Origin of the sequence: Sinorhizobium fredii (genome assembly GCF_002944405.1) — a bacterium.
Classification (GTDB): domain Bacteria; phylum Pseudomonadota; class Alphaproteobacteria; order Rhizobiales; family Rhizobiaceae; genus Sinorhizobium; species Sinorhizobium fredii_C.
In genome coordinates this window covers 1,907,368-1,933,716 of sequence record NZ_CP024307.1, presented here as the reverse complement: position 1 = coordinate 1,933,716, position 26,349 = coordinate 1,907,368, and the positions used below count along the sequence as shown (strand labels likewise).

Sequence of the window (26,349 nt, the reverse complement as noted above, 5' to 3'; positions counted from 1 at the left end):
TCCTTAAAACAGGACGTGCGATAGCGGGAAAAAACATGCTGAAATCAATTGGTACGACCCTTTTCGTCGCCGCGCTGACGCTGACTTCTCCCGCGCTTGCCGCCGGCCTGAAGATTGCCGTCGTCGCTCCCGCCGACGGACCGTTTGCGGCGCTCGGCAAGCAGATAACCGATGGCGCCGCCTTCCAGGCAGGCGACCGGGGAAGCGAGATCGTTCCCATCGCAGAAAGCTGCGATCCGGCAGGCGGCGAGGCGTTGACGAAGGCGCTGCTGGCCAGCGGTGCCGAGGCGGCGATCGGCTTTCTCTGCACCGAGAGCCTGGAAGCAGCTCTGCCGGCGCTGGCCGTGGCCGGGATACCCGCCATCACGCTTAGCGTGCGCTCGGACATTCTCATCGAGGACGCCCTCAAGAAGAAATGGCCGCTCTTCCGCCTGGCACCGAGCGGCAAGGCCGAGGCCGCGGCGATCACCGATGCGATCGTGACGAACTGGAGGGACAAGCCGCTGGCCCTCATCGACGACGGAACGATTCACAGCCGCGAACTTGTCGAAAGCGTCCGTAACGCCCTTGCGGAGATCGGTATCACCCCTGTCTTCACCGACACCTACCGGCCGGCGCAGGAACAGCAGGTGAGTCTCGTTCGGCGCCTGGCGAAAAGCGGCGCGACGCATGTGTTCACCGGCGGCGACCGCAACGACACGGCCGTCATCGCCCGCGACGCGAAGGCGGAGTATGTTTCGATAACCTTGCTTGGCGGCGATACGCTGAACGCCGCGGATCTGGACGTGCCGCTGGAAAATGGCGTGCTGGCCGTTACCATTCCGGATCCCGCCCGGTCGAGCGAAGCAGCACCGGTCGTCACGGCAATGCGCGCCGCCAGGATTGAACCAGATGGTTACGTTCTCCCCGCCTTTGCAGCCGTGTCGCTTCTCGAGCAGGCGAAGGATCAAGCGGAGAAGGATGACAAGGCTGTTCTGGACGCTCTTTCGAAGGGCCCCTACGCGACCGTCCTCGGGCCGATCGGCTTCAACGGCAGCCATGAACGGGCCGAAAGCCCCTACCGGCTGATGCAATGGCGGGACGGCCGCTTCGTGGACGCGCCCGATGCAGGCAAGGCCGAGTGATGCGGAAGGGACCGACCAATCTGATCACCGACGTCGCGGGGATCCTGGTCGGCAACGCCGAGGATCACCGGCTGAAATCCGGCGTCACGGCCGTACTTTGCGACCCGCCGGCCACCGCCGCGGTTCAGGTCCTGGGCGGCGCACCGGGAACGCGTGAGACCGATCTCCTCGCCCCGCACAATACGGTCCAGGCGGTCGACGCAATCGTACTTTCCGGCGGCTCAGCCTTCGGGCTGGACGCGGCCTCGGGCGCTCAGGCTGCATTGCGGCAAATGGGACGCGGCTTTCCCGTCGGCCCGCACCGGATCCCGATCGTTCCGGCGGCAATCCTCTTCGACCTGATGAATGGCGGAGATAAGGATTGGGGGCAATTCTCACCCTATCGCGACCTCGGCTATGACGCGGCACGCGCCGCGGCCGAGACCTTCGCGACCGGCAGTGCCGGCGCCGGAACGGGAGCACTCACGGCCACTTTCAAGGGCGGCCTCGGCTCCGCCTCGACCGTCCTCGCAAATGGCATCACCGTCGGTGCCCTTGTCGCCGTCAACGCGCTCGGCTCGGCAACCATCGGCGACACCCGCCATTTCTGGGCTGCCCCATTTGAACTGGATGGCGAATTCGGTGGGCTCGGTATGCCGTCTCCCTGGCCGCAGGATGCGGCGCAGCCGCGGCTCAAGTTCCGGGAGCGAGAGGCAGTAGCCGCCAACACAACGATTGCCGTCATCGCCACGGATGCGGTCCTCTCGAAGGCCGAGGCGAAACGCCTGGCGATTGCCGCCCATGACGGCTTCTCCCGAGCGCTGTGGCCGTCCCATACACCGCTTGACGGCGACCTCGTTTTCGCGCTCTCGACGGGCGCCACCGGCAAGACGCTGCTTCTGGAGGATTTCATCGACCTCGGCGCCGCCGCGGCGGCGACAATGGCCCGGGCGATCGCGCGGGGCGTCCACGATGCCATACCGGCCGCGAGCGATATCAAACCGGCCTGGTCGGCATTGGCCCTATGACGAAGGCCTGCCTTCGCATGTTGTTCGGCCGGTCGCGGAATGCTATGGGCGCGGGAAAGACCGGAGGCTGTTCATGACCCACCCCATTCGCATTGCCCCATCGATCCTGGCGGCCAACTTCTCCAAACTGGGCCAGGAGGTCCGCGACGTCGTCGATGCCGGCGCCGATTGGATCCACCTCGACGTCATGGACGGGCATTTCGTGCCGAACATCACCTTCGGACCCGACGTCATCAAGTCGCTGCGCCCCTACACGGACGCGACCTTCGATTGCCATCTGATGATCGCGCCGGCCGATCCATTTCTCGAAGCGTTTGCCAAGGCCGGATGCGATATCCTGACTGTCCATGCCGAGGCAGGCCCGCATCTGCATCGTTCCCTGCAGATGGTGAAGGCACTCGGCAAGAAGGCCGGGGTCTCGCTCAACCCCGCGACTCCCGAAAGCGCCCTCGAATACGTCCTCGATACTGTCGATCTCATCCTGGTGATGACGGTCAATCCGGGCTTCGGCGGTCAGAAGTTCATCGCCGCGATGGAAGAGAAGATCCGCCGCATCAAGAAAATGGTCGGCAATCGGCCGATCGAAATCGAGGTGGATGGCGGCATCACGCCCGAGACCGCCGGCATCGTCACAGGGGCCGGCGCCAACGTGCTGGTCGCCGGCTCGGCGATCTTCAAGGGCGACTCCGTCGACGCCTACCGCGCCGCCATCGAGGCGATCCGCACGCCGGCCGAGAAGGGTCGGCGATGAGCTTGCGGGCAGCGATCGCGGCTGCAGTTCTGATTGCTGAGGTGATTGCCGCTCCGCCCGCGATCGCCGGCGACTATGCCAGCCTTCAGCCAATCGGCTTCTCTTCGGACGGCAAGGTCTTCGGCTTCGAGGAATATGGCATACAGGACGGCTCCGGCTTTCCCTATTCGTCTATCTCGTTCCTGCCCGGCGCGCCCGTACGCGCCCGTGTGGAGGAGGATAACGGAGCCCTTCCCCGCGCTCGCCGAGACGCGCACCGGCGCGCGGCGCCGCTGATCGACGCCTACCGCCTTCTCGACACGCCCGGACTACTCGCCGCCTACAATCCAGTGACGGAGCCGGACACGGCGGACCACAGGCTACGCTACGATGCATTCCCAGCCGATCCGCCGTTCCGCAAGACCTACGAGTTGCAGCTTGAAGAAAAGAGCTTGGCAGCCGAGGGCATCTGCAAGGACCTCCTGAAAGACGTCAAAGGCTTCCGCCTCGTCATGACGGAGAAAGCCGGAAAGCCCGTATCCGAGGTGCTGCAGGATGATAGCCGCATTCCGGAAAGCCGCCGCTGCCCGACCGGCTACCGGATCGGCGGGGTGGTGACTCACGTCGATGACGACGGCGTGCAGGCGCATGTCGTCATGGTCCTCGTCAAATCCCTTGGCTTCGAAGGCACGACCGATGGGCGCTGGATCGCGGTGCCGTTCTGGCCCGGGCGATGAACGAGCAGCCGGCCGCCGGGGGGAATGTCGCCGGTCCTGGCAGCCGCTCGAAACGTGGGCGCATCCGTCGTGCCATCCCGCCCTGGCGAGAAACCTTCCTCGGTGCTCCCGCCTGGGCTCTGGCGATGGCATTTTCCGCCTGGTACGCGCTTTGGCTGCGCGAGCATGACGCGACGTTCCACCTCGAAAGCATTCTGCTGCTCTACGCTTTCGGCGGCCTCATCGCCTGGCCGCTTTCGCTTTTCGGTGGCCGCTGCATGGCAGAGGGCCGCGGCATCGAAACGCGCTTTGCTGCCTATCTCCTGAGCCTGATCGCCGGAACCGTCGGACTGACGGGGCTGCTCTTCGCCCTGGATTACCGGCTCTTCTATGCGCAGTGGCATGCGACGACTGGATCCCGCATCTGGTTCTATCAGGCGCTGTTCACGTCGGCCTCAGCGTTCTACCAATTTCTGGTGCTGGGGATCAGGCTATACCTGCCCTTCGGGGCGCTCGCCCTCCTGCTGGCGAGCCTCGGACTTGCTCGGCGGCAATAGCGTTGAGCTTCTGTCCCATCTTTGATAGAGGCACAGCCATCCTCCACTGACGTTGAAAGCATAGAGCCCATGATCCCCCGTTACTCCCGGCCGGAAATGGTGGCCATCTGGTCGCCGGAAACGAAGTTCCGCATCTGGTTCGAGATCGAGGCGCATGCCTGCGACGCTCTCGCCGAAATCGGCGTGATCCCGAAGGAAGCGGCCAAGACCATCTGGGAAAAGGGCGGCGCGGCCGAGTTCGATGTGGCGCGCATCGATGAAATTGAAGCCGTCACCAAGCACGACGTAATCGCCTTCCTTACGCATCTTGCCGAATTCGTCGGTCCGGACAGCCGCTTCGTCCACCAGGGAATGACTTCGTCGGACGTGCTCGACACCTGCTTCAACGTGCAGCTCGTCCGTGCCACGGACCTCCTGCTCGCCGACCTCGACAGGCTGCTCGAGGCGCTGAAGCGCCGCGCCTTCGAACACAAGGATACGGTGACGATCGGCCGCTCGCATGGCATTCATGCGGAGCCGACGACCTTCGGCGTCAAGCTGGCGCTTGCCTATGCGGAATTCGACCGCTGCAAGGAGCGCCTGCTCGCCGCCCGTGAAGAGATTGCCACCTGCGCCATCTCCGGTGCCGTCGGCACCTTCGCGAATATTGATCCGCGCGTCGAGGAACATGTCGCAGAGGCGCTCGGCCTGAGGCCCGAGCCGGTCTCCACCCAGGTGATCCCGCGCGACCGCCACGCCATGTACTTCGCTACGCTTGGCGTCATCGCCTCGTCGATCGAGCGGCTTGCAACGGAAATCCGCCACTTGCAGCGCACCGAGGTGCTGGAGGCGGAGGAATATTTCTCGCCCGGCCAGAAGGGCTCCTCGGCTATGCCGCACAAGCGCAATCCGGTGCTGACGGAGAATCTGACCGGCCTTGCCCGCATGGTCCGCGCCTTTGTCGTTCCGGCCATGGAAAACGTGGCGCTCTGGCATGAGCGCGATATCTCGCATTCCTCGGTCGAACGGATGATCGGGCCGGACGCGACGGTGACGCTCGATTTCGCGCTGGCGCGGTTGACCGGGGTTATCGACAAGCTGCTCGTCTACCCGGACAACATGTTGAAGAACATGAACAAGTTCCGCGGACTTGTTCATTCGCAGCGGGTACTTCTCGCCCTTACCCAGGCCGGCGTCTCTCGCGAGGACGCCTATCGGCTCGTCCAGCGGAACGCCATGAAGGTCTGGGAGGAAGGCAAAGACTTCCTGGAGGAACTCTTGGCGGACCAGGAAGTCCGTGCGGCGCTCTCAGAAGAGGACATTCGCGAGAAGTTCGATCTCGGCTATCACACCAAGCATGTCGACACGATTTTCCGCCGGGTTTTCGGGACGGTCTGAACCGCGTCCCACTCAAGAATGCCTCGGATCGGCCCGCATTTGAGCGCTTGCTTCAAATGCGGCCGATTTTATTAGCCCGTCCTTTAGCGCTCTCGTGGAATCTGAACCTCAAACAATGAGGTTCGAGGAAGCCATGGCGTTTAGGGAGAGCGTTCAGCGCGCATCCACGCGCAACGAGACGAAGATTACCGGCACGGTCACCTGCAAGACCGGCTCGAGCAACGGTGTCGTGAAGGATCTTTCCGACGAAGGTATCTGTTTTCAGCTGCTGTTCGATATCGGAGCCCGAATGGGCCAGGAAGTAACAATCCGCAGCGAGGAGCTCGGCTTCCTCACCGGGATCGTGCGCTGGTCGCGCGGCGACAGGATCGGCATCAAGCTCAAACTGTCATCGAATACGGCTGCGCAGATTTCGTCTTATTACAAATTTTTCCGGTAGCAGACGGCCGGCCAAACGGCCGACCGCCCGCTTTGCGGTCTAACGGATCGGCTGGGCCGGCTCCACCATTTTTCGATAGAGATGCCAAGTGGCGTGCCCAAAGATCGGCATGATCACCGCCAGGCCGACGAAAACCGGGATCGACCCGATCACCAGGCCCGTGGCAATGATCAACCCCCACAGGGCGACCGGCACCGGATTGGCGAGTGTAGCTCGGACTGAGGTCTCGATTGCCGTAAAGGCGCCGACATCCCTGTCGAGCAGCAGCGGGAAGGTGATGACGCTGATCGACAGCACAATCACCGCGAAGACGAAGCCGACCGCGTTGCCGACGAGGATCAGGTTCCAGCCCTGCTCCGTACCGATAACGCCGTTCCAGAATTCGGCGATGGAGTTCGGCGGGGCTGCGCCGAACATCGTTACGTAGAGCCCCTGGGCGACCAGGAGCCAGACGACGAAAATGACGAACAGCAGGGCCGCCACCGCCAGGATCGACGGAATTGCCGGATTGCGGTGCAGCCGCAGCGCATGCGGCCATGACGCGTCCATGCCGAGTTCGCGGCGCCGGCTGATCTCGTAGAGACCGATGGCCGCGACAGGCCCGATGAGGGCAAAGCCGGATGCGAGCGGATAGAGCAACGGCAGCATGTTCGCCCCCGCGCTCCAGGTCATCAGCACGACGCCGGCAACAGGATAAATGAGACACAGAAAAACATAATGCGACGGCTTTTCGCGGAAATCGTCAAATCCGCGACGCAGCGCATCGAACACATCTGCAATGCCAATCTTTCGTATCTCGGGATGAACGGCGCTTTCGTTCGCCCCCGAGAGGACATGGAAGGTTGTCATGGCTCACACTCCTCAACGAACCAGAGCAGCCATGGATTCGCAGCGGCGGCGAAAAATGGCCGTTGCGAACCGCGACCGCCATCTCGGATTATACAGAAAATGCAACCCTTGTCGCCTCCGCCTTGACTTCGGCTCTTTTCGTCGCCAAATCGCGGCGATCATGAAGGTTTCAGAAGCACATATCCTGATCGTTCCGGGCTATACCAACTCCGGTCCGGACCATTGGCAAAGCCGCTGGGAGCGCAAGCTGTCAACGGCGCGCCGCGTCGTGCAGGCGGAGTGGTCGAAACCTGTGCGCGAGGATTGGGTGGCGCGGATGATCGAAGAGGTCAATGCCGCGACCAAGCCGGTGGTGATTGTCGCCCATTCGCTCGGCATCGCCACCGCCGTTCATGCAATTCCGCATTGCAAGAAGAAGATCGCGGGCGGCTTTCTAGTCGCCCCGCCCGACGTCGCAAACCCGAATGTCCGTCCGAAGCATCTGATGACCTTCGGGCCCTATCCGCGCGACCCGCTGCCGTTTCCATCGCTGGTGATCGCCAGCCGCAACGATCCGTTCGGCTCCTACGAGCAGGCGGGCGACATTGCCAATGCCTGGGGATCGCTGCTCATCGATGCCGGCGAGGCCGGCCACATCAACGCCGAGTCCGGCCACGGGCCCTGGCCGGAAGGTACGATGGTCTTCGCCCAATTTTTGACGCGCCTTCAGGCTTGACCAAGCCGGACGACCGAACCTTTCATGCAGCCGCGGCTGACGCATTCCTGACCGCGATCCGCACCTGGAAATGAGGCGGACTGCCGTCAGCGGGCGCAAGCAGGAATTCACCTTCGACCTCAAAGGCCTTTTCGACCAAACCGCTTCGCGCAAGTGCGACGGCATCGCCGCTGTAGCGAATTTCGCCGCCGGTCATGAGCACGATCCGGTCGGCGATCGCCATCGCGTGGTTGAGATCGTGAATGGAGAGGACGACCGCCACCTTGCGTTCCCGCGCGAGCCGGCAAAGCAGTTCGAGAATCTCGACCTGGTGACCGATGTCGAGGAAGGAAGTCGGCTCATCGAGAAGGAGTATCCGCGCTTCCTGGGCCAGCGCCGCCGCGATCCAGGCACGCTGCCGTTCGCCGCCGGATAGCGCGTCAAGGCGCCGTTCGGCAAGCTCGCCCAACCCCGTCTGCTTCAGTGCCCACGAAACCGCCTGCTGATCTCGCGAGGAGAAGCCGGCGAAGAGGCCGAGATGGGCAAAGCGTCCCTGGCGCGCGAGTTGTTCCACGGTCATGTTCTCGGGTGCCAGCGGCGCCTGCGGCAGGAAGGACAATCTTTTCGCCAGTTCCCGTCTCGTCCACCGGTCTACGGTACGCCCCTCGATCATCGTGCTTCCCGATGAGGGCCGGTTTAGGCCGGCAAGGGCATGGAGCGCCGTGCTCTTGCCGGAACCGTTCGGGCCGATGAGCGCGATGATCTCGCCGGGAGCGACATCGATGGAAAAGTCGCTGAGCACGGTCAGTTCGCCATATCGAACCGAGATCTTTCTTGCGGACAGGAGCATCGGAGTCCTCACTGGTGGCGTCGCAACAGGATAAGGAGAATGGGGGCACCGGCGAAGGCGGTGACGACGCCGATCGGAATTTCCTCCGGGCCACCGATCAGGCGCCCGGCAAGGTCGGCGGCCGTTACCAACGCCGCACCGATAAGGGCGGCGAGCGGCAGGACGAGATGGAAATGCCGGCCCGCAACGAAGCGCGCCAGGTGCGGCACCACGAGCCCGACGAAGATCAGCGGGCCGACCGCGCCGACGGCACTTGCCGCCAGCATGCTGGAGATCGCCAATACGAGGCTGAACCACAGGCGGTAAGAGAGGCCGAAGGAGCGGGCGGCATCCTCCTCGAACCGTAACATTGCCAGGGGTCGGACTACGAATGGGAGCGCCAGGAATCCGGCGATCGTGAATGGCAGGAGAAACAATACATGCTCCCAGCCCCGGGCATAGAGACTGCCCGCAAGCCATTGCATGACGATCTCGATCCGGGCGCTGCCCCATCCAACGACGATCCCCATGGCGATCGCATGCAGGAAGGCTCCGATCGCAATGCCGCATAGCGTCAGCCGCAAAGCGCTCAAGCCCTTGCCGAGCGCCAGGACATAGATCAGCGCGCCGCCGAAGAGCCCGCCTCCGCATCCCACAAGTGGCAGCCAGCCGACAGGCAAAGCATAAAGCGTGTTGGAATCCGAGTTCAGACGGTAAACGGCGAAGAACAGGAAGACCGTCACGGCGAGGGTCGCACCCTGTGAGATTCCCATGATCGTCGGGTCTGCAAGCGGGTTGCGGGTGATCGATTGCAGCAACACGCCGGCAACGGCGAAATGCATGCCCGCGAGTATCCCGGTTGCGATCCTCGGTATGCGGATCGTTGCGATGATGAGGTTGCCCTGGTCAGATCCATGGCCGGTCAGTACCGCCATGATCTCCGCCGCGGGCAGGTCCACGACACCAAAGAAGACCGAAAGAAGGATGAGGCCGATTGCTCCGAGGGTCAGGCCGGCGACCTGCTGGCGGGTGAAAGGCCTTGCAGCGGAGGCGGTAGCAAGGGTCATGCGAGCGCTCCCCTGCCCATGAAGATCTCACGGCGCTGCGCCAAATAGATGAAAATCGGACCGCCGATCATCGCAGTGAATATGCTGACCGGGATCTCACGCGGGGCCGCGACCGAGCGTGCCAGCACATCGGCCGTCAGGAGCAAGCCGCCGCCAATCGCAAGGTTGAGCATGAGCGACCAGAAGCTATCCCTTGGACGCAGGAGCCTCACGAGGTGCGGCGCCGCCAGCCCGACAAAGGCGACAGGTCCCGCAACCGGGGTGACCCCGGCCACAAGGCCGATCGCTGCGAGCAACAGGAGTGGCTTCCAGACGGAGAGATTGACGCCCATGCCTGCGGCGACCTCGTCTCCGAGCGCCAACACGCCAATCACCCGGTGACTGGCGACCACCACCGCCAGGCCGGAAACTATCCAGGGCAGCATGTACATGATCTGCGGCCAGGACCTGCCCTGGAAACCTCCCGACAACCAGAACAGCACGGAGGGCGATTGCGGACCGCCCCTGAGGAGCACGTAGGTCGTGATCGCGTTGAGGAACAAGGCGACCGTAATGCCGCCGAGCGCGGTGTGGAGGGCCGAGGCCCGACCGCCGCGCGCAACCCAGATCGTCATGGAGGCTGCCGCTAGCCCGCCGGCCATGCCGATCCCGGGGTAATAGAACGACGATATGGCCGGGAAGAAGACGAAGGTGCTGACGATCGCCGCTACGGCGCCGGACGAAACACCGGTCAGGTCGGGTGCAGCCAACGGGTTCCTGGTGAGCGACTGCAGAAGAAACCCGGAAACCGCCAGCGCGCCGCCGGCGAGAAAGGCGGCAATGCTGCGCGGCATGCGGAGGGTCCAGACGATGATGCCATCAGTTCCCTGGTTGGGAGAGGCGAGTGCCGTCAAAGCCTCTGCCAGCGTCATCGGCTTTGCGCCGATCACCAGGCCAGCCACCGCGACAGCAAAGGCAGTTGCCGAGATGATCATAGTCAAGAAGGCTGAGCGGGAAGAGAGGCTCATCGCGCCGGCTCCGCAACAGCAGCAGGAGCGGCGCCCCGTTCGAACAGCAGCACCATGCCCGTGGCTGCCGCGGCCAGTCCCGCACCCATGCCGATCCAGACGCCGAGCACGCCCGGGTAGAGGTGGAAGCCCACCAGCCATGCAGTCGGGGCTCCAACGATCCAGTAGCTACCGATCGTGATCCAGAACCCCTGCCCGGCGCGGCCGATGCCCCGCACCGCGCCGATGCCGATGTTCTGCAGGAAATCGAAGATCTGAAAAAGCGCCGCTGCGAAAAGAAGCCCGGTTGCGATTTCATGCAGACCAGCGTCCCCGTCCGGCTTTATGGAAAAAAGAGCCAATACCTCGGATGGGAAAAGCATCAACAGGGCCGAAAAGGCCGAAACTACCGCAAGTCCAAGACAGAGGCCGCTGCGGCCAGCTCCGAGCGCGCCCGCGCCGTCGCGCGCACCGATCGCCTCACTGACGCCGACGGATGTGGCGTGCGAAAGGCCGATCGACAGCATGAATACGACATAGATGATCTGGTTGACGGCCGCATGCGCCGCGAGCGCGGCCGCCCCGTAGGTTCCTGCCATGAGGGCGATCAGCGTGGTGAATCCCGCCTCGAAGGCATAGGAGCCCGCGGTTGGCACGCCGATCTTCAAAGTGCGCCTCAAGGCCGATCCGATCTCCACTGCGGATTTTTCCCGGATGAAACGCGTCGTACCGTGGGTGACCGACGCGATCGCGACGAACTGCAACAGATAGGAAATCGAGCTCGACGCGGCGACACCAGCAACACCGAGCGCGGGCAAGCCGAATGCTCCGAACAGGAAGCCGTAGTCAAACACGGCGTTCACTACAACCGTGCCGAGGGTGATCAGAAGCAGCAGATTGGCGCGCCGTCCGCCGACGACGACGCCACGGTAAGCGTAGAACCAGAACAAGGGGAACAGCCCCGGCGCAGCGAAGAGAAGATAGCGCGCCGCAAATTCCGAAACGTCCTCGTCCTGCCCGAACCAGGGAAGAAGAAGAAAGCCGCCGAAAGCCAGAACCAACGCACCTATGGCGGCGGCACCCGTCGCGATGGCAAGCCCCGCGAGAAGATGTGCTCGGAAGATACCAGCGCGGCTGTTCTCCGCGACAAGGTTGGACGTGCCGACGACGAGGCCGAAGCCCATCGTTCGCAGCAAATTGAACAGAGTGAAGCCGAGCGCGCCGGCCGCCAGCGCCGTGCCGCCCACCCAGCCCAGCATGATCATGTCCGTGGTGGAAATGGCGACCTGCGCCAGCTGCACGGCGGACAATGGCATGGCGAGCGCGCCGATGCGGCGCGCCTGGGCGAATGTGGGATAAGAAAGCGACACGGCAGGCATATCCGGTTTGGCGGCCGCTTTTCGCGGCCGCCGACTGATCAGTTGACGGTCGCCGGGATCATCTTGCGAGCCTCGGCCTTGACGTCGATGGCCGGGAAGACATCCGGGTAAAGAAGATTCGCTGCCTCGCGCAGGACCATCTCGCGGGCAATCGGCCCATGCGCCTCGACCCAGTGATCGCCGACATAGTGGACCCGCCCGTTCTTGACGGCCGAGAGCTGCTGCCAGATCGGATTGTTTTCATGCGGACGATCCGGACCGTAGTCATAGACGAAAATGACTTCCGGATCCTTTTCCAGCATGGTTTCGAGGCTCATCTCCATGCCCCAATTGTCCGGGACCGACGGGGTCGGGTTCTGCCCGGCAATGTTCTCTGCGCCGAGGGCGACGAGTATCGCGGCCGTCATGTTTTCTGAACGGAAGACCCATGGCGTGTCGCCGCCCCACATCACGACGAAGCGCGGGTGCTTGTCCTTCGGCGCCTTTTCAGCGAAGGCCGCCAGATCTGCCTTGAATTGAGCGTTCAATTCCTGCCCGCGCTTGGTTTCGCCAAGAACGGTCGCGAGCTGGCCGATGGTCCGGTCGCTATCGGCAAAAAGCTCGAGGCTGTAGGCAAGGTAGGGGGCGATCTTCTGATACTGGTCGGCATTGCCTTCCGTATAGCGCCGGATCGCGACGGTTACGTCCGGCTTTGCCTCGGCAAGCAGTTCGAGATTGGGCGTCGCGCGTTGACCGATCTGTTTCACCCCATCGAGAAGGCCGCCGAGGAAATCGGGGCTTCGGCCTTCGACCATGTAGGTGGCGGCGACCGGCTTGAGGCCCAGTGCAAGCGCCACGTCCGCGGCAAAATAAGAGACGGACGCGATCCGCTTCGGCTTCGCCGGAACCGAGACGGCAACGCCGCGGTCGTCAATGACGTTGAAGGTCGCATCTTCGGCACGCGATTGACTTGCGATACATGCCGACAGCGCAAGGCTTGCGGCAAGAAACCGACCGAGAACGGCGCGATTCTCGATTTTGGCGGGGCTCGGGAACATGAACGGTCACTCCGGATGGGAATTCTTGAAATCAGTAGATTGCTCGGTCTGACGGGCCGCGCTTGCGTGACGTGCAATCGCCCCCGCGGCTCGCACGCGGCGGTCGCGGGAACAGGCGATGTCCTGTACGGGCTTCAAAGCAGGCGAGTTCCAGTTATCAGTTGCTGTCTGGCTGGAATCTGGATAGTCATGGTCAACTTATTTGCAAGCGAAAGATTTTCAGGCCGGCATGAGAATTACTCAAACGCAGCGTTTCAAATTGCCTCCGCTTTCGACCCTGCCGGCTTTCGCGAGCGCCGCGCGCACCGGCAGCCTGACGCTCACAGCCCGCGAGATGAACCTCACGCCCGGCGCAATCAGCAGACAGATCAAGTCGCTGGAGGATGCACTTGGCGTCTCGCTCTTTCATCGAAGCCACAATGCGATCTCGCTGACGGACGCGGGGCGGCAATATCTGGCGCATGTCAGCGCCGCTCTCGCGACGATCGAAAACGGTACACGTGCGCTGCAGCCTGACCGGGCAACCCTGGTCATACAGGCGCCGATAACGTTGGCGCGGCGCTGGCTCATTCCGCGTCTCGGTTCGTACCGTCAAGACAACCCGAATGTCGATCTCAGCATCCAGTCGCTGGCGCTCGGGGCGACCGGCGTGCCCGATGTCGTCATCACTTATAGGCGCGGCACGACGGAAGCCGACTTCCCGGTCGCCTTCCTGCTCGACAGGTCGATCGCCGTCTGCTCTCCCTTGCTCTCCGGTGGCTCGGGGCCGCATGTCCAGCCGCAGGATCTCCTCGATCTGCCGCTCCTGCTCGACACAGCGGATGCCTGGTCGTGGCAGCGCTGGTGCGGCGCGGCGCAGATGGCATTCAAACCGCGCGGCGGCAGCATCGCCTTCGACACCGACGAGGCGTCGATCGACGCCTGCATCTCGGGGCTCGGCATCGGCCAGGCGAGTCCCTCGCTGATCGAGCGGGAATTGCGGGAAGGTCAGTTGATCGCCTTGTGCCCGGCGATCAATCCTATCGTCGGGGCCTATGAAATTTCCATTTCGACGGGAACGCCGTCTGCACTTGCCTTCAACGACTGGCTGTCCGCCTGGAGGGAGACCGGCGGCGAACAGTGAACGGACGGCGGCCGGAGCGACCTGCCCGTCCGCCGTCAAATCTCGATGAGACGATGTGCTGGCAGGCGTCAGCCGGCGCGAACCGTCGCATTGCCCTCCTCGACCAGACGCGTCGCCGCATCGGCGACCGAAATGCGTTCGAAGGCCAGTTCGTCGGCGATCGGGCGCAGCACCCGCTGATCGAACTCCGTCGATCCGAGCGGCGCGGGAGCCGGGTAGCTGCCCACCTGGTCCTTGAGCGCATTGATGTATTTCACCGTTTCCGCCTCAGTCGGATTGAGCGACGGCAGGATCGCCTCGCGCACTTTGGGCGACATCGGCACGCCTCGCTCGACACCGAGGATCTTGCCGGCTTCCGCGTCGTTGACGAAGAAATTGATGAACTTCGCGGCCTGTTCGCCATGCTTGGTGGTCGCGCCGATGCTCCAGATCAATGCCGGCCGGTAATAGTGCCCGGAGGGGCCGCCCTTCTCCGCGCGCGGCAGCATGCCGATGCCGAGCTTGCTCTTCATGATCAGCTGATAGCCGACCATCTGGTTCGAATAGGCCATGCCCATGGCCGAATAGCCGAGCGAAAGGCAGTTCGTATCGATCGTGTTCTGATCGAGCGTCTGGATATCGGCGCCGACGGTGCCGCCACGCTTGCGCAGTTCCTCCCAATAGGCATACCACTCCTTCGCTTCCTCGACGCCGAAACCGAGGCCGCTCTCGGTATAGAGGCTGCTGCCGCGCTGCCTCAGCCACGCATCGAAGACATATGCGTAGCGGGCCCCGTATGGCCCGCCCCAGACGTTCTTCTTGCCGGCGGCCTTGGTCATCTCGGTCGCGATGTCGGCATATTCCTTCCAGGTGGTGTCGACTCCCGGAGGTGTAATGCCTGCTTTCGCAAAGGCGTCGGCGTCATAGAACAGTGCGAAGGAATTCAGGCCGAGCCCGACGCCCCAGAGTTTCCCATCCACAGTCGTCAGCTTCAGCACATCCTTGCCGAACGAATCCACGTCCAACGTCGATGGAATGAACGGATCAAGAGCAAGGCAGGCGCCGCGCTTGGAGTAATCGGAAATCGTGCTCGGCTCGAGCTGGAAGACGTCCGCGATAGCACGGCCGGCCATCTGGGTCGCAAGCTTCGTCCAGTATCCGTCGCCGCTCAGGCTCTCGCCAACGATCGCAATGTCCGGATTTTTCTCCTGGAAGAGCTTGGCGACGCTCAAGGTCCGCTTCGAGCGATCGTTGGATCCCCACCACATGGCGCGGAGCTGCACGTTTTCGGCAGCGAAAGCCGAGGTCGCGCCGAGTGCAAGACCAGCGGCCGTGCCGGCCGAGCCGAGCAGGAATGTACGTCGATTGAGTAGCATGCCGTTCCTCCTGTCGTTGTCTGCCTCGCGCTCTCCTCCAGCGCCAGGCGAAGCCATTCTGCGAAAGCTTATGCAAGAAAATTGATTTTGCAAGATTTTGTTCGCGACTTGCAAATTTGCACAAATTGCGCGATCTTTGCGCCATGACAGACATTTCTTCCAAACGACTGCGGCAGGCCGACATCGCTACTCGGGCCGGCGTCTCCGTTTCCACCGTCTCGCGTGTCCTTGCGAACGAGCCGGGCATCAGCGACGACGTCCGCCGGCAGATCCTCCAGGTCGCCTCCGAGATCGGCTATCCGATCAAAGCCCCGCCAGCGACAAGCCCCGGCGCCTTGGCCCTGATCGCAAGCCATGGCGTGACGGGCGGCCTCAGTGTCTTTTACGAGGGGATTGTCGAGGGTCTGCGGTCCGAGGCAGCCAAGTTGGGCATGCCTTTCGATATCCGCCTTGCCAGAGAGGCGAAGGCGACACCTGAAGCGGTCCGGGAACACCTGGGATCCGTCGAAGCGGAAGGGCTCTTCCTGGTCGGGATCGACCCCGCTGACGCACTTTGCAAATGGCTCGAGGAAAGTCGCACGCCGGTCATCCTGGTCAATGGCACCGACCCGCAAATGCGTTTCGACGGCATCTCGCCCGCAAACTTCCACGGCGCCTATGCGGCGACCCGGCGATTGCTTGAGGCAGGCCATCGCCGCATCCTTCACCTGACCGGATCGCATCGGCATACGATCCGTGAACGTGTTCGCGGCTTCGAGGCGGCAATCGCTTCGGCGGACGGCGGCGAAGGGCGCGTCATCCGCCTGCCCTTCGAGGGCAATTCCAGCGTCGAGGCGCATGCGGCGACGCTCGCCGCCCTTGCCGAGGACGGCGGCTTCACGGCTGCGTTCTGCATGAACGACTTTCTCGCCGTCGGCGTGCTCGAAGCGGTCACCGAGCTCGGCCGGCGCGTTCCCGAGGATTTCGCCATCGTCGGCTTCGACGATCTGCCCTGCGCCGAAATGGCAAATCCACGGCTCGCGACGATGCGTGTCAACCGCGTGGCCCTCGGCCGCGACGCGATCGGTATGATGCACTTCCGTCTCCATCATCGCGATAGGCCCGCCCGGCACGTGTCGCACGCGGTGTTCCCCGTCGCCGGCGGAAGCTTGGAGGCGAGACGGCACCCATGACCTATGATCCCGCCAGTTCCAACCCGCTCGTCGGCAATCCGCTGGAAACACGCAGCGACATGCAGCACGCCCTGCTGGGCCTCTTCGATCCGCTGTTGCCGTATTTTTCAAAAGGGAACGCGCGCGTCCGCCTCGATGCCGCCGCCGCCCACTTCGACCGGGCCGCAGCCGATCTCGAGGGCTTCGCGCGGCCGCTTTGGGGGCTTGCACCGTTTGCCGCCGCCGGCGGCGATTTCCCCCATTGGCGCCGCTATGTCGAGGGCATCGCAAACGGCACCGACCCGAACCATCCGGAGTTCTGGGGCAATGTCGGCAACCGCGACCAGCGCATGGTCGAACTCGCCGCCCTCGGCTTCACCCTTGCCCTGATCCCGGAGAAACTGTGGGACCCGCTAAGCGGCCGGGCAAGAGACAACCTCGTCACCTATCTGCTCCGGGCGCGAGAGTTCGATTATGCCGAAAACAATTGGAAGTTCTTCCGTATCCTCGTCGACATCGCACTCGATCGGCTCGGTATCGACTACGACCGCAGCCTGACCGATGCCTATCTCTCGGAACTCGACGGATTTTACATAGCGGACGGATGGTATCGGGACGGCAATGTGCGGCGTGTCGACCATTACATCCCGTTTGCGATGCACTTCTACGGCCTCATCTATTCGCGCCTCGTCGAGGATGACTATGCCAGGCGCTATCGCGAGCGTGCGCTGGCCTTTGCCCAGGATTTTCGCCACTGGTTCGCCGAGGACGGAGCGACCGTCCCCTTCGGCCGCAGCCTCACCTATCGCTTCGCCTGCGCCAGCTTCTGGTCGGCGCTCGCCTTTGCCGATCTCGAGGCGCTGCCCTGGGGCGAGATCAAGGGCCTTTGCCTTCGCCACCTCAGATGGTGGGCGGACAAACCGATCACCCATCGGGACGGCGTGCTGTCGGTCGGTTACGGCTATCCGAACCTGTTGATGTCGGAAAACTACAATTCAGCGGGCTCTCCCTACTGGGCGTTCAAGGCCTTCCTGCCGCTCGCTGTTTCCAAGAACCATCCGTTCTGGACTTCCCAGGAAACGGCCCCGAGCCCGTCGCCCAACCCGGTGGCGCTCCCCCATCCTGGCATGGTGATGATGCCCGCCAAGGGCGACGTCGTGGCGCTTTCCTCCGGGCAGGAGAACCGGCAAATGCGGTTCGGCTCGGAAAAATACGCGAAATTCGCCTACTCGACGCGTTACGGCTTCAGCGTCGAGAGCGACGAGCGGGCCTTCAGCGGAGGCTCCTTCGATTCGATGCTGGCCTTCAGCGACGACGGCATTCACTACCGTGTGCGCGAGGCGAACGAGGAAGCACGGCTTGCCGGTAACGTGCTCTTTGCGAGGTGGTCGCCCTGGCCGGACGTCTCCGTCGAGACCTGGCTGCTGCCGGCCACGCCCTGGCATGTCCGGGTGCACAGGATCACGACGCCGCGGCCGCTTGAAACTGCCGAGGGCGGCTTTGCCATTGCCAGACGGGACTTCGAAGCCGATACACTTTCCGCACAGGCGGGTTGGGCCTATGCCATCGGCAAAGAGGACTTCAGCGGAATCCACGACCTCGGCTCGACAGTCACGCGCCAAGGTCTGGCACAGAAGGCGGCGCCCAATACCAATCTCATCGCCGCAAAGACCCTGGTGCCGCAATTGCGCGGCACGATCCCCGCCGGTGAGACTATTCTCCGCTGCGCCGTGCTGGCCGTTCGCGACATCTCGGCCGTGTCGGGCGATTGGGAAGGTCCGCCCGCTGTCCCCAAGATCGCCGAACTGCGCACCGTCGCCGAAGAGGGCGTAAGGGTCAGCGCCATGCAAGCGCCGGGACGCATGTCATGACCCCCCCGGCGATTGCCTTCGCGATGCAGCCCGAAAGGACGGAACACGTACTCACACCGGAACTTTTCGCACGCATAGACCGTCTCGCTCGCATACTCGATCGGCAACCCATGACCGTTTTCGGCGACGGCCGGGGAAGCCGCTTGCTCGCCGAAGCGGAGATCCTGGTGACCGGCTGGGGCGCCCCGAGCTTCGATGCGAACGCCCTTCGATCGGCCCCTCGCCTTCGGCTCATCGTCCATGCGGCAGGAACGGTCAAGGACCTGATCGATTTGTCCGTGTTCGATGCAGGAATCACCGTCAGCCATGCGGCCGAAGCCAACGCCGTGCCGGTCGCGGAGTTCACGCTGGCGGCAATCATTTTTTCGGGCAAGCACGTTTTTCGCTTCCGCGACCTTTATGCCGCCGACAGAGGGCGTCAGCGCATCCAGCTGCTGCAGGGGCAGGCTATTGGAAACTACCGCCGCACCATCGGCATCGTTGGCGCCTCGCGGATCGGAAGGCGGGTGATCGACCTGCTTCGCCCCTTCGATTATCGGGTGCTGCTCTACGATCCCTTGGTCGGGGAAGAAAGCGCTTCGGCTATCGGTGTCGAAAAAGCCGATCTCGAGACGCTGATGGCGCATTCGGATATAGTCTCGCTGCATGCGCCTTCTCTGCCCGAGACCCAGCACATGATCGACGGGCGGCGGCTGTCCCTGATGAAGAACGGTGCGACACTGATCAATACGGCGCGGGGTGCGCTCGTGGACGAGGCCGCACTGATAGACCGGCTGAAGACGGGCGCAATCAATGCCGTCATCGACGTGACGGATCCCGAGGTGCCGGAAGGAACGTCGCCTTTCTATGATTTGCCGAACGTCTTCCTAACGCCGCACATTGCCGGCGCCATCGGACTTGAGAGGACGCGGCTCGGCGAAATGGCCGTCGACGAAATCGAGCGCTTTCTGGAAGGCCGGCAGCTGCTGTTCGAAGTCCGCAAGCACGACCTGGAGCGCATTGCATGAGCGATTTCGAACCGGGGCTCTGCACCGTCACCTTCAGGAGCTTGCCTCCGGAAAAAATCGTCGGCTTAGCCCGGAGCGCCGGTCTTGCGGCGATCGAATGGGCAGGCGACGCTCATATTGCTCCAGGCGACACGTCCAACGCCCGGATCGTCGGGCTCCTCAGCGCAAGGGCCGAACTGACGACATCCTACGGATCCTATGTCGCGCCACCGACTGACGACCTCATCGAATTCAGGCGTGCGCTCGAGAGCGCGATTGCACTCGGTGCCTCGAATATCCGCATCTGGCCAGGCACCCGCCGGCGCGATTCAAAGGACTACAGCGCAGGCGAAAGACGTGATGCCGCAAAGGCGATCCGCGACATGGGCGCCGAAGCCGCGCGCCACCGCGTGACCGTCTCGCTGGAATATCACCCGCGATCGCTGACGGACACGACCGACTCGGCAAGCCGCCTGATCGACGCGATCGCCCACGACAATGTTTATCTCTATTGGCAGCCGCGGCCCGGGCTGGAGCTCGGCGAGGCGCTCGCAGAGGTCGCCCGCATCGGTCAGCATGTATCTCATGTCCACGTCTTCGCCTGGGATCGAAATCGCAACCGTTTTCCCCTGGCATCGGCATCCGACTATTGGCGAAGCGTCCTCACGGCCCTCCCCGCATCGCGCTGGACCGGGCGACGCTTTGCAATGCTGGAATTCGTCGCCAATGACGATCCCGCCGCCTTCATCGAGGACGCCGCGACGCTCAAGCAAATTCTCCTCGAGTGACATCCACGACGGCCCCGATCCTCCCCACGCGAGACGCCGGGAGGGACTGGCGCGGGCGCTCAAATCCGCCTATATAGGTGAACGGCTGGGGTCGTAGCTCAGTTGGGAGAGCGCCGCAATCGCACTGCGGAGGTCGAGGGTTCGACTCCCTTCGACTCCACCAAACGACCTTTGTCCGACCCGGAGACATAGGTAACAGAACATCGCTAAGACATCAGCGACATCTCTGTAGCGGGCCGATCCGACGTGGCTCGTCACCCTCGGACGACCACCACTTCAGACTGTGTTCGCAGCAGACCCATTGCGAACGCGAATTCCGTTAAGAAGCGAGCGACCCGAAGTCAGAGGGAGCGGTGTTTTCCACCCGATGTGCCGTCTTCCCGCCTTGCCCCTCGCTTGCCAAAGAGCCTGATTTGAGAGAGACTTAGCACCTGGCATCATTGCATATCGGCAACTCCCGCAAGTGGGGACTACCATGCCTCTCAAATCTCTGATCGCCGCCGCCTTAATCGCTCTTCTCACACTTTCAGGATGCGCCACGACAGGCGCTACGGGCAACACGACCTACACCCAGTGGTACGGCCCCTACCCTGAACCCGACTTCGACGTTCTTAGCCCCGGCGGGCTGCGCCTCGCCTACTAGGACGGCTTGTCAAGACGATGCACAGCGTCGTCAAAGGTGAGCAAACGCTCGCCTATGTGTGACGCTTGCCGCACGCAAGTCTTCACCACCATCGAAACCCGCAAACCGTCCGTGCCGCCCTGATAGCGGACGCGCCTCGACGCATGAGTTCACGGAATATTAAGTGCTTGCGGAACACATATGGAACGGATAGTTTCTGTTCTTGATTTGTTTCGCGAATCTGGAGTGACGCGCATGCTGACCCGCAAGCAACAGGAATTGCTTCTGTTCATTCATGAACGGATGAAGGAATCCGGGGTCCCGCCCTCCTTCGACGAGATGAAAGATGCGCTCGATCTTGCGTCGAAATCGGGCATCCACCGGCTGATCACTGCGCTGGAAGAACGCGGTTTCATTCGCCGGCTACCCAATCGGGCCCGAGCGCTCGAGGTCATCAAGCTGCCGGAAGCCTATTCGAGCCCAGCCCAGCCGCGGCGCGGCTTCTCGCCGAGCGTCATCGAGGGCAGCCTCGGCAAGCCCCCGGCACCGAAGCCGGCGCCAACGCCGCCGGTCGAGAGCGCGTCTATAACAGTGCCGGTCATGGGCCGGATCGCCGCCGGCGTGCCGATTTCGGCCATTCAGAACAATACGCACGAGATTTCCGTGCCGGTCGAGATGATCGGCAGCGGCGAGCACTACGCCCTCGAAATCAAGGGCGATTCGATGATCGAGGCGGGCATTCTCGATGGCGACACGGTGATCATCCGCAACGCCAGCACCGCCAGCCCGGGCGACATCGTCGTCGCCCTGATCGACGACGAGGAGGCAACCTTGAAGCGATTCCGCCGCAAGGGCGCATCGATCGCACTGGAAGCGGCGAATCCGGCTTACGAAACGCGCATCTTCGGACCCGACCGCGTGAAAATTCAGGGCAAACTCGTCGGTCTGATCCGGCGCTATCACTAGGCCGATTTGGGTTCCTGTGCCGATCCTGTGTGCGGTCGTTTCGCGCGGTCGCGACGACAGAACTGTTCTCTTTGCCTTCCGTGATCTCGCTTACTGCGGCCGGCGTTTATTGGTCTCGGCGTCCGCCATGCCACCGGCAAGAAGCGCTCTCGTATTCCGGCCTGTTCAAAGCTGTTTGTGGGCGTCTTTTTTGAACGTCTCCCTCTTGCGCTCCACATGGATTCGTTTTAAACGCCCGCCATCGCTCGATTTTACGAGCACGAGAGGCCTCGTGGCGGAGTGGTGACGCAGAGGACTGCAAATCCCCTCCACTTCCAATAAAATCAATGTCGTTTCTGAAAAACAGGTCCAAAAGCGCCTCGTTTTTTGCCGTTTTTGCACCATTGATTTTTCAGAGGAATCTCGACTTTTCAGAAACGGAAAACCGAGGATAATTGCTCATCGGCGCGTGCGGGCGCCCTTCACGACATGCGGGATTCGACAACCTCAAACGAGGAGCATCGCGCATGCCTGAACGTCTACGAACACTCGCCGAATTCACCCTCCCCCAGATGGTTCTGACCTGTTCGCAGTGCGGGCGAAAGGGCCGCTACAACGTCGCTCGGCTGATCGAAAAGCACGGCGCCGACATGCCTATCCGCGACTTTATAAACCTGATCGGCCAGAGCTGTGAGCGCAGGACGCAGCTGAGAGAGCACCAGAGATGCGGGCTCGGATGCGACGACCTGATCTACATGTTCACGCCAAGGCCGGCCGCTGAAGGATATGCCGATCAAGTGGAGCAGCAACACAGCGAGCGTCCCTGAGCGCCTCCGGCGGAGCCAGCGGCTGTTGACTCTGAGACAAAGATCGCTTCAATCAGCCGTCTAACGAATGGTTGTGCGCATATTGCAACGCTCGTGAACATCACGAAGGGTTGATGATTTCAAAAATTAATAATTTGTTGACGGGGATGTGTTGACATATATGTCAATAAGCGAGGTAATAAAAACACACTGCGAGAACCCCGATGAGACGCTGCGCTTACTTGTTCCCGCCCGTCCGTCCTATTTGGTCCAGAGGCACATTTTTCTTGGAAAAGAAGTGCAGCAATTCGTGGACGGAGATGGTGTCGACGGCCGGTTCGCCAGGCTTTCCGGTAGGACATTATCTGTCTTGGAGCGCATCTCAAACGGGTCCTATGTGACGTTTGGCATGGACCCGCACGACAAAGACGCCAGTTGCACAATAGCAAGGGTGGACCCCGTACTTCTGGGGATCGTCGACGTTCGGATCCGAGACCCGCAGCCCGCCATCCGAGTTTTTGGCGGATTTGCCGAGCCAGACATCTTGGTGTTGCTCAAATGGATGCCGCGAGCAGGCTTGGACTTTCGAGCGGCAGCACAACTATGCAGGCAAGAATGGGATTCCCTATTTCCGGGGCATCCCCCTATTTATGGTGAAAAGGTGGAAGATTATGTCTCCAAGCACTTCAATATTGGCTGAACCGCAAGGCGACCAGCGCATATCGGAGAGAACGCTTGGCTATGTGGCAGAGAACGCTCGCGAGGACATGTATGACCTCGTCGTGCGTAACTGCGTGGAGTCAGGTATCTCTAACGCTACTTTGGCAAGGCGGCTTGGGAAGGATCCGGCCCAGGTCTCAAGGCTCTTAGGCGCGCCCGGCAACTGGACGATCGATACTGCTGCTCGAATCTTATTCGCGATCGACGGTCGCGTTATGAAGGTGGACTCGTGCTGGCCCCTGAAAGAACCAGTCGCAAACATGCGCCATGCCACGTGCTTTCATCACCCGGAGCAAGTAAACAACCTAGTGGTGCTTTCCACATCAGCGCACCAGAAAATGCCGCGCGCGGCCAGGATAAGCCATGCGATTAGGTGGTCTCGATGATCGAGGTCCGTTCAATCTTCTGTGATGATGTTCGGATAGAGGTCAACGGCAAGTCCATTTTGATTGGAGTATACCCAGGTGTGCTGTTCGCTTCAGCCGGAGATGTCGTGAAACTTTCCAACTGGATCGAGGCGCGCGGACTGGAGCGCGGAAAGCATACTGCCACAATTTCTGCATTCTTTGACAATGGCCACGAGGAGATCTCTGTCGCTGACGTCGCTGTGGACTTTACCGTGGCCGACGAGAGATTTCCTGCTATTTTCACGCCTACCGATCTTCATTTTGTTCCGGACGGACCCGGGACGCTTGCCGTGCGCTTGTCTTTTGACGGCTCCGCCGATCTCGACGCAGGAAAAATTCCAGTCATAATTCCGGAGCCGGAAGATGATGAGTTGGTGAACGATGAATCGGCTTTTCCTGACTCGGTCGATTTTGATTAAGGATTGAGCAGGCTTTCACCGCCGCCGAGATGCCGATACGCGACTGATCGGCCAGACGTGCCTGATATGGGTGCGGCCGGACAAACATCGGTGGTGCGGCCTCGGCTGCGACGACCTGATTTACATGTTATGCCGAAGCCGGCCGCCGACGGTTATGCCGAGCAGATACAGCCGCTATCGGTCCAGCGAGTTGCCCGAGGAAGCGAGTAGCCTGGCGATCTCCCGCTCCAGCCGCTGCTGGTTTTCCTTGAGATCGAGGATGATGTCGCGCTGACTGTAGACGCTCCCCTGCGCCTGTTTCACCTCGTCTATCTGCCGTTGATGGTCAGCAAAGCGCTGATCGTAGCTCGTCCAGACGCGATCGAGCTCCTGACGTGGCACCTGGGCATCGCGCAGGTCTTTCAGCATGGACTGCTGCTGCAACCTGTCTTCGGCGCCGCGCGCCGACCGCCACTCCATTTCCTTCTGCGTCACCATCTTTTCGTTCAGGATGGAAACCGAGGCCTTCAGGTCGCTCGTCGCGGCGTTGATTGGCCAATAGGCGAGAGCGCCGAGAATCGTGCAGAAGCTCAATGCAACGCCGAGGGCCTGCCACTGTGGACGGTTTCGCTCCGCGAGTGTCGACGACAGAGCGGCCACGGAATTGCGCATCTCGGCCGCAAGCGCGCCGACCGCAGATTCCATTTGCTTGAAGCCGGTTCTCATCTCCGCCTCAAGGTCTGTCTGCCGCCGTCCGAGGTTCGTCACCCGTTCCCCGAGCTGTGCCGTCACTGCATCTGTATAGGTGCGGTGTGGATCATTCCCGTTCATATCATCATCCGCCATTATGTCCCCGATGCCCCATGCTTATGCGATCCAAAGAAATCGGCCGCCGCGGGGATGCGGCGGCCGTATGATGTCATTCGCCGATCGGCTTGCGAGCGCGGAACCGCCCGTAAATTGCCAGCAACCCGCCTACGGCAGAACCAGCGGCGGCGAGTGCGGCAGCGATGTTCGCCTGCTCATCAGCGCTGATGGTGACGGTCTCACCGATCACCCACGACAGCAGCGGAGCGGCGATGGGGGCGGCAATCGCAACGATCGACCCCCACATGACGCGGGACTGCCACCACGGCTCATTATTCGTCGCCGCGATGATCTCCGGCGCGATCTTCTTTGTAACCGCCTCGGCGATGGGAGACACAGCTCCTGGCTGGGCCGGAACGGCAGGATTGCCAACTGCGCTTACGACCGCACCGATGATCTTGTTCTCTAGTTTCTGTCTCGCATCCATCATCGTCACTCCGCTGCCTTGGCTTCGCGGAGCGCGGCCACCATCACGGCATAGCTTTCGGCCGCTTTGACCAGCGCGGTTGCCGCCGTAACCGAGCTCGGGTCTTTGCAGATGACGTCCAGCGCAGCCCAGGCAGCCGCCTCGCGCGCAACGGTGCGCTGTTTGATGTCGCCGGTGCTGGCGACGATGACGAAGGCGGAGTGAGCCGTAGCTGCCGCCGAGCAAACCTGGGGAAGGTTCTTCTGGATGGCGCTGTCGATCGAGGACGTGGTTTGGCAAGCGGACAGCGTAAAGGCCGCCGCTGCCACGAAGAGCAGAGACTTGATCATTTCAGATTTTCCTTTTGAGGGTTAGGCCGTAGCCTTGGCTTCGAAGAGGAGGCGGAGTTTGCTGACCGTCGGGGCGTCGAAGTCGCCGCTTTCGGGCAGGTTTGAGGCGAGTTGGAAGGCGCGGATGGCGGCACGGGTTTTCCTGCCGACGATGCCGTCGATCGGGCCGAGGGCATAGCCGTCCCGGACGAGCAGCCGCTGCAGGTAAGCAGTGCGAGTGTCTGGCCCCTCGATCACCGGTTTGTTTTCGATGACGATCGGCTTCCAGTTGCCCCGGATATCGGCGACCGGGAGACCCTTCGCCGCGGCCCAGGGGATGACGTCAAAGCACGGGCATGCCTTGATGTGCTCGAACGGCTCGATCACGCCATTGCCGTTCTTGTCCGGTGACAGATCCCGGTGGCCGCACCACTTGATGTCGGGAAATTCCTCCAACAGCTCGCGCATCCGCCTTTCCAGCGTGGCGAACTGCGCATTCTTGAGCGTGTTCACGTCCGGCCGGCCGGAGGCGTCTACCCCGCCGACCATCGCCAAGCCGTAGGAGATCGAGTTGAAGCCGGCGACATGGGCGCCGATCGCCATCTTGCCGCGGCCGATCTCGGCACGACCGTCCGCATTGATGATCTCGTTATAGCCGATGTCGGACCAGCCCTGAGCCTTATGAATTGCTCGGATGCCGGCGACGCCCTTGTCCCAGCCTGGCGGCGTGGCAGTAACGTGCACGACCCCAAGCGTCGTGCGCTTGCGATTTGCCATTGTTCAC

General features: G+C 62.3%; 29 protein-coding genes and 1 tRNA gene. 19 read left to right on the top strand and 11 right to left on the bottom strand.

Features of this window, described 5'->3' with window-relative positions:
• Positions 1–35: 35 nt before the first annotated feature.
• The 7 genes from NXT3_RS09640 (at position 36) to NXT3_RS09610 (ending at position 5,950) form a co-directional block, all read left to right on the top strand.
• Entirely contained in the window at positions 36–1,124 is a 1,089-nt protein-coding gene (locus NXT3_RS09640) for a branched-chain amino acid ABC transporter substrate-binding protein (protein ID WP_097524796.1), read from the top strand.
• Positions 1,121–2,131 (top strand): P1 family peptidase, encoded by a 1,011-nt coding sequence (locus NXT3_RS09635; protein ID WP_179864691.1) that lies wholly within the window; start codon positions 1,121–1,123, stop codon positions 2,129–2,131. The genes NXT3_RS09640 and NXT3_RS09635 overlap by 4 nt, the downstream gene beginning before the upstream one ends.
• Before the next feature lie 73 nt (positions 2,132–2,204).
• Positions 2,205–2,882, top strand: coding sequence for a ribulose-phosphate 3-epimerase (gene rpe / locus NXT3_RS09630; protein WP_097524794.1), 678 nt, complete (start codon positions 2,205–2,207; stop codon positions 2,880–2,882).
• On the top strand, positions 2,879–3,598 hold the full coding sequence (locus tag NXT3_RS09625) for a DUF2259 domain-containing protein (protein WP_104839247.1): 720 nt from the start codon (positions 2,879–2,881) through the stop codon (positions 3,596–3,598). The genes rpe and NXT3_RS09625 overlap by 4 nt, the downstream gene beginning before the upstream one ends.
• Positions 3,595–4,134 carry a hypothetical protein gene (locus NXT3_RS09620; protein ID WP_179864690.1) on the top strand — a complete coding sequence of 180 codons (540 nt, stop codon included), beginning with the start codon at positions 3,595–3,597 and terminating at the stop codon, positions 4,132–4,134. The genes NXT3_RS09625 and NXT3_RS09620 overlap by 4 nt, the downstream gene beginning before the upstream one ends.
• Before the next feature lie 69 nt (positions 4,135–4,203).
• Complete coding sequence (gene purB, locus NXT3_RS09615; RefSeq protein ID WP_097524791.1) at positions 4,204–5,511, top strand: adenylosuccinate lyase; 1,308 nt, start codon at positions 4,204–4,206, stop codon at positions 5,509–5,511.
• Between the two features lie 133 nt (positions 5,512–5,644).
• Positions 5,645–5,950 carry a PilZ domain-containing protein gene (locus tag NXT3_RS09610; protein ID WP_097525045.1) on the top strand — a complete coding sequence of 102 codons (306 nt, stop codon included), beginning with the start codon at positions 5,645–5,647 and terminating at the stop codon, positions 5,948–5,950.
• Positions 5,951–5,989: 39 nt separating this feature from the next.
• On the opposite strand, the gene NXT3_RS09605 is transcribed toward NXT3_RS09610, so the two are convergent.
• Positions 5,990–6,799, bottom strand: a complete 810-nt coding sequence (locus tag NXT3_RS09605; protein WP_097524790.1) for a DUF2189 domain-containing protein — start codon at positions 6,797–6,799, stop codon at positions 5,990–5,992.
• Positions 6,800–6,959: 160 nt separating this feature from the next.
• On the opposite strand from NXT3_RS09605, the gene NXT3_RS09600 reads away from it, so the two are divergent.
• On the top strand, positions 6,960–7,514 hold the full coding sequence (locus tag NXT3_RS09600; RefSeq protein WP_037422273.1) for an RBBP9/YdeN family alpha/beta hydrolase: 555 nt from the start codon (positions 6,960–6,962) through the stop codon (positions 7,512–7,514).
• Positions 7,515–7,536: 22 nt separating this feature from the next.
• Here the strand turns inward: NXT3_RS09600 and NXT3_RS09595 are convergent, their stop codons facing one another.
• Genes NXT3_RS09595 through NXT3_RS09575 form a run of 5 tightly spaced genes read right to left on the bottom strand, consistent with a single transcriptional unit; the run spans position 7,537 to position 12,791 of the window.
• Complete coding sequence (locus NXT3_RS09595; protein WP_097524789.1) at positions 7,537–8,343, bottom strand: ABC transporter ATP-binding protein; 807 nt, start codon at positions 8,341–8,343, stop codon at positions 7,537–7,539.
• An 8-nt stretch (positions 8,344–8,351) separates the two neighbouring features.
• Positions 8,352–9,389, bottom strand: a complete 1,038-nt coding sequence (locus NXT3_RS09590) for a FecCD family ABC transporter permease (RefSeq protein WP_097524788.1) — start codon at positions 9,387–9,389, stop codon at positions 8,352–8,354.
• Positions 9,386–10,396: a FecCD family ABC transporter permease gene (locus tag NXT3_RS09585; RefSeq protein ID WP_037422048.1), complete on the bottom strand. Its 1,011-nt coding sequence runs from the start codon at positions 10,394–10,396 to the stop codon at positions 9,386–9,388. The genes NXT3_RS09590 and NXT3_RS09585 overlap by 4 nt, the downstream gene beginning before the upstream one ends.
• Positions 10,393–11,754: an MATE family efflux transporter gene (locus NXT3_RS09580; protein WP_104839246.1), complete on the bottom strand. Its 1,362-nt coding sequence runs from the start codon at positions 11,752–11,754 to the stop codon at positions 10,393–10,395. Before NXT3_RS09580 ends, NXT3_RS09585 begins: the two co-directional genes overlap by 4 nt.
• A gap of 38 nt (positions 11,755–11,792) precedes the next feature.
• Entirely contained in the window at positions 11,793–12,791 is a 999-nt protein-coding gene (locus NXT3_RS09575; RefSeq protein WP_050988304.1) for an ABC transporter substrate-binding protein, read from the bottom strand.
• A gap of 229 nt (positions 12,792–13,020) precedes the next feature.
• Here NXT3_RS09575 and NXT3_RS09570 point away from each other — a divergent pair, with 229 nt between their 5' ends.
• Positions 13,021–13,914: a LysR substrate-binding domain-containing protein gene (locus NXT3_RS09570; RefSeq protein ID WP_037422042.1), complete on the top strand. Its 894-nt coding sequence runs from the start codon at positions 13,021–13,023 to the stop codon at positions 13,912–13,914.
• Between the two features lie 68 nt (positions 13,915–13,982).
• Here the strand turns inward: NXT3_RS09570 and NXT3_RS09565 are convergent, their stop codons facing one another.
• Positions 13,983–15,269, bottom strand: coding sequence for an ABC transporter substrate-binding protein (locus tag NXT3_RS09565; RefSeq protein WP_097524786.1), 1,287 nt, complete (start codon positions 15,267–15,269; stop codon positions 13,983–13,985).
• A 143-nt stretch (positions 15,270–15,412) separates the two neighbouring features.
• Between NXT3_RS09565 and NXT3_RS09560 the strand changes: the two genes are divergently transcribed.
• The 10 genes from NXT3_RS09560 to NXT3_RS09515 all read left to right on the top strand — a co-directional run bounded on the left by NXT3_RS09560 (position 15,413) and on the right by NXT3_RS09515 (position 23,984).
• Positions 15,413–16,441 carry a LacI family DNA-binding transcriptional regulator gene (locus NXT3_RS09560; RefSeq protein WP_097524785.1) on the top strand — a complete coding sequence of 343 codons (1,029 nt, stop codon included), beginning with the start codon at positions 15,413–15,415 and terminating at the stop codon, positions 16,439–16,441.
• Positions 16,438–18,291 (top strand): DUF2264 domain-containing protein, encoded by a 1,854-nt coding sequence (locus NXT3_RS09555; protein WP_104839245.1) that lies wholly within the window; start codon positions 16,438–16,440, stop codon positions 18,289–18,291. Before NXT3_RS09560 ends, NXT3_RS09555 begins: the two co-directional genes overlap by 4 nt.
• Positions 18,288–19,298, top strand: a complete 1,011-nt coding sequence (locus tag NXT3_RS09550; protein ID WP_097524783.1) for a hydroxyacid dehydrogenase — start codon at positions 18,288–18,290, stop codon at positions 19,296–19,298. Before NXT3_RS09555 ends, NXT3_RS09550 begins: the two co-directional genes overlap by 4 nt.
• Positions 19,295–20,065 (top strand): sugar phosphate isomerase/epimerase family protein, encoded by a 771-nt coding sequence (locus NXT3_RS09545; RefSeq protein ID WP_104839244.1) that lies wholly within the window; start codon positions 19,295–19,297, stop codon positions 20,063–20,065. Before NXT3_RS09550 ends, NXT3_RS09545 begins: the two co-directional genes overlap by 4 nt.
• 87 nt (positions 20,066–20,152) lie before the next feature.
• Positions 20,153–20,228, top strand: a tRNA-Ala gene (locus tag NXT3_RS09540).
• A gap of 312 nt (positions 20,229–20,540) precedes the next feature.
• Positions 20,541–20,708, top strand: a complete 168-nt coding sequence (locus NXT3_RS31945) for a hypothetical protein (RefSeq protein WP_086022770.1) — start codon at positions 20,541–20,543, stop codon at positions 20,706–20,708.
• 234 nt (positions 20,709–20,942) lie between these two features.
• The gene (gene lexA, locus NXT3_RS09535; RefSeq protein ID WP_097525044.1) at positions 20,943–21,653 is read left to right on the top strand and encodes a transcriptional repressor LexA; all 711 of its coding nucleotides are present in this window, start codon (positions 20,943–20,945) and stop codon (positions 21,651–21,653) included.
• A 506-nt stretch (positions 21,654–22,159) separates the two neighbouring features.
• The gene (locus tag NXT3_RS09530) at positions 22,160–22,459 is read left to right on the top strand and encodes a hypothetical protein (protein ID WP_104839243.1); all 300 of its coding nucleotides are present in this window, start codon (positions 22,160–22,162) and stop codon (positions 22,457–22,459) included.
• Between the two features lie 160 nt (positions 22,460–22,619).
• Positions 22,620–23,138, top strand: coding sequence for a hypothetical protein (locus NXT3_RS09525; protein ID WP_158665335.1), 519 nt, complete (start codon positions 22,620–22,622; stop codon positions 23,136–23,138).
• A 402-nt stretch (positions 23,139–23,540) separates the two neighbouring features.
• On the top strand, positions 23,541–23,984 hold the full coding sequence (locus tag NXT3_RS09515) for a hypothetical protein (protein WP_104839240.1): 444 nt from the start codon (positions 23,541–23,543) through the stop codon (positions 23,982–23,984).
• A 174-nt stretch (positions 23,985–24,158) separates the two neighbouring features.
• Here the strand turns inward: NXT3_RS09515 and NXT3_RS09505 are convergent, their stop codons facing one another.
• The 4 genes from NXT3_RS09505 to NXT3_RS32345 all read right to left on the bottom strand — a co-directional run bounded on the left by NXT3_RS09505 (position 24,159) and on the right by NXT3_RS32345 (position 26,342).
• Entirely contained in the window at positions 24,159–24,794 is a 636-nt protein-coding gene (locus tag NXT3_RS09505) for a hypothetical protein (protein ID WP_234828102.1), read from the bottom strand.
• Between the two features lie 88 nt (positions 24,795–24,882).
• Positions 24,883–25,260 (bottom strand): hypothetical protein, encoded by a 378-nt coding sequence (locus tag NXT3_RS09500; RefSeq protein WP_104839237.1) that lies wholly within the window; start codon positions 25,258–25,260, stop codon positions 24,883–24,885.
• 2 nt (positions 25,261–25,262) lie between these two features.
• Positions 25,263–25,586 (bottom strand): cell wall anchor protein, encoded by a 324-nt coding sequence (locus tag NXT3_RS09495; RefSeq protein ID WP_104839236.1) that lies wholly within the window; start codon positions 25,584–25,586, stop codon positions 25,263–25,265.
• Between the two features lie 21 nt (positions 25,587–25,607).
• A complete protein-coding gene (locus NXT3_RS32345; protein ID WP_158665334.1) occupies positions 25,608–26,342 on the bottom strand; it encodes a peptidoglycan recognition protein family protein in 735 nt (244 codons plus the stop codon).
• Between the last annotated feature and the right edge of the window lie 7 nt (positions 26,343–26,349).

Bases quoted from the DNA above. Each gene is read 5' to 3' on its own strand.
- NXT3_RS09640 (WP_097524796.1), top strand. From the start codon at position 36: ATGCTGAAATCAATTGGTACGACCCTTTTCGTCGCCGCGCTGACGCTG.
- rpe (WP_097524794.1), top strand. From the start codon at position 2,205: ATGACCCACCCCATTCGCATTGCCCCATCGATCCTGGCGGCCAACTTC.
- NXT3_RS09625 (WP_104839247.1), top strand. From the start codon at position 2,879: ATGAGCTTGCGGGCAGCGATCGCGGCTGCAGTTCTGATTGCTGAGGTG.
- NXT3_RS09620 (WP_179864690.1), top strand. From the start codon at position 3,595: ATGAACGAGCAGCCGGCCGCCGGGGGGAATGTCGCCGGTCCTGGCAGC.
- purB (WP_097524791.1), top strand. From the start codon at position 4,204: ATGATCCCCCGTTACTCCCGGCCGGAAATGGTGGCCATCTGGTCGCCG.
- NXT3_RS09610 (WP_097525045.1), top strand. From the start codon at position 5,645: ATGGCGTTTAGGGAGAGCGTTCAGCGCGCATCCACGCGCAACGAGACG.
- NXT3_RS09605 (WP_097524790.1), bottom strand. From the start codon at position 6,799: ATGACAACCTTCCATGTCCTCTCGGGGGCGAACGAAAGCGCCGTTCAT.
- NXT3_RS09600 (WP_037422273.1), top strand. From the start codon at position 6,960: ATGAAGGTTTCAGAAGCACATATCCTGATCGTTCCGGGCTATACCAAC.
- NXT3_RS09595 (WP_097524789.1), bottom strand. From the start codon at position 8,343: ATGCTCCTGTCCGCAAGAAAGATCTCGGTTCGATATGGCGAACTGACC.
- NXT3_RS09590 (WP_097524788.1), bottom strand. From the start codon at position 9,389: ATGACCCTTGCTACCGCCTCCGCTGCAAGGCCTTTCACCCGCCAGCAG.
- NXT3_RS09585 (WP_037422048.1), bottom strand. From the start codon at position 10,396: ATGAGCCTCTCTTCCCGCTCAGCCTTCTTGACTATGATCATCTCGGCA.
- NXT3_RS09580 (WP_104839246.1), bottom strand. From the start codon at position 11,754: ATGCCTGCCGTGTCGCTTTCTTATCCCACATTCGCCCAGGCGCGCCGC.
- NXT3_RS09575 (WP_050988304.1), bottom strand. From the start codon at position 12,791: ATGTTCCCGAGCCCCGCCAAAATCGAGAATCGCGCCGTTCTCGGTCGG.
- NXT3_RS09570 (WP_037422042.1), top strand. From the start codon at position 13,021: ATGAGAATTACTCAAACGCAGCGTTTCAAATTGCCTCCGCTTTCGACC.
- NXT3_RS09565 (WP_097524786.1), bottom strand. From the start codon at position 15,269: ATGCTACTCAATCGACGTACATTCCTGCTCGGCTCGGCCGGCACGGCC.
- NXT3_RS09560 (WP_097524785.1), top strand. From the start codon at position 15,413: ATGACAGACATTTCTTCCAAACGACTGCGGCAGGCCGACATCGCTACT.
- NXT3_RS09555 (WP_104839245.1), top strand. From the start codon at position 16,438: ATGACCTATGATCCCGCCAGTTCCAACCCGCTCGTCGGCAATCCGCTG.
- NXT3_RS09550 (WP_097524783.1), top strand. From the start codon at position 18,288: ATGACCCCCCCGGCGATTGCCTTCGCGATGCAGCCCGAAAGGACGGAA.
- NXT3_RS09545 (WP_104839244.1), top strand. From the start codon at position 19,295: ATGAGCGATTTCGAACCGGGGCTCTGCACCGTCACCTTCAGGAGCTTG.
- NXT3_RS31945 (WP_086022770.1), top strand. From the start codon at position 20,541: ATGCCTCTCAAATCTCTGATCGCCGCCGCCTTAATCGCTCTTCTCACA.
- lexA (WP_097525044.1), top strand. From the start codon at position 20,943: ATGCTGACCCGCAAGCAACAGGAATTGCTTCTGTTCATTCATGAACGG.
- NXT3_RS09530 (WP_104839243.1), top strand. From the start codon at position 22,160: ATGCCTGAACGTCTACGAACACTCGCCGAATTCACCCTCCCCCAGATG.
- NXT3_RS09525 (WP_158665335.1), top strand. From the start codon at position 22,620: ATGTCAATAAGCGAGGTAATAAAAACACACTGCGAGAACCCCGATGAG.
- NXT3_RS09515 (WP_104839240.1), top strand. From the start codon at position 23,541: ATGATCGAGGTCCGTTCAATCTTCTGTGATGATGTTCGGATAGAGGTC.
- NXT3_RS09505 (WP_234828102.1), bottom strand. From the start codon at position 24,794: ATGAACGGGAATGATCCACACCGCACCTATACAGATGCAGTGACGGCA.
- NXT3_RS09500 (WP_104839237.1), bottom strand. From the start codon at position 25,260: ATGATGGATGCGAGACAGAAACTAGAGAACAAGATCATCGGTGCGGTC.
- NXT3_RS09495 (WP_104839236.1), bottom strand. From the start codon at position 25,586: ATGATCAAGTCTCTGCTCTTCGTGGCAGCGGCGGCCTTTACGCTGTCC.
- NXT3_RS32345 (WP_158665334.1), bottom strand. From the start codon at position 26,342: ATGGCAAATCGCAAGCGCACGACGCTTGGGGTCGTGCACGTTACTGCC.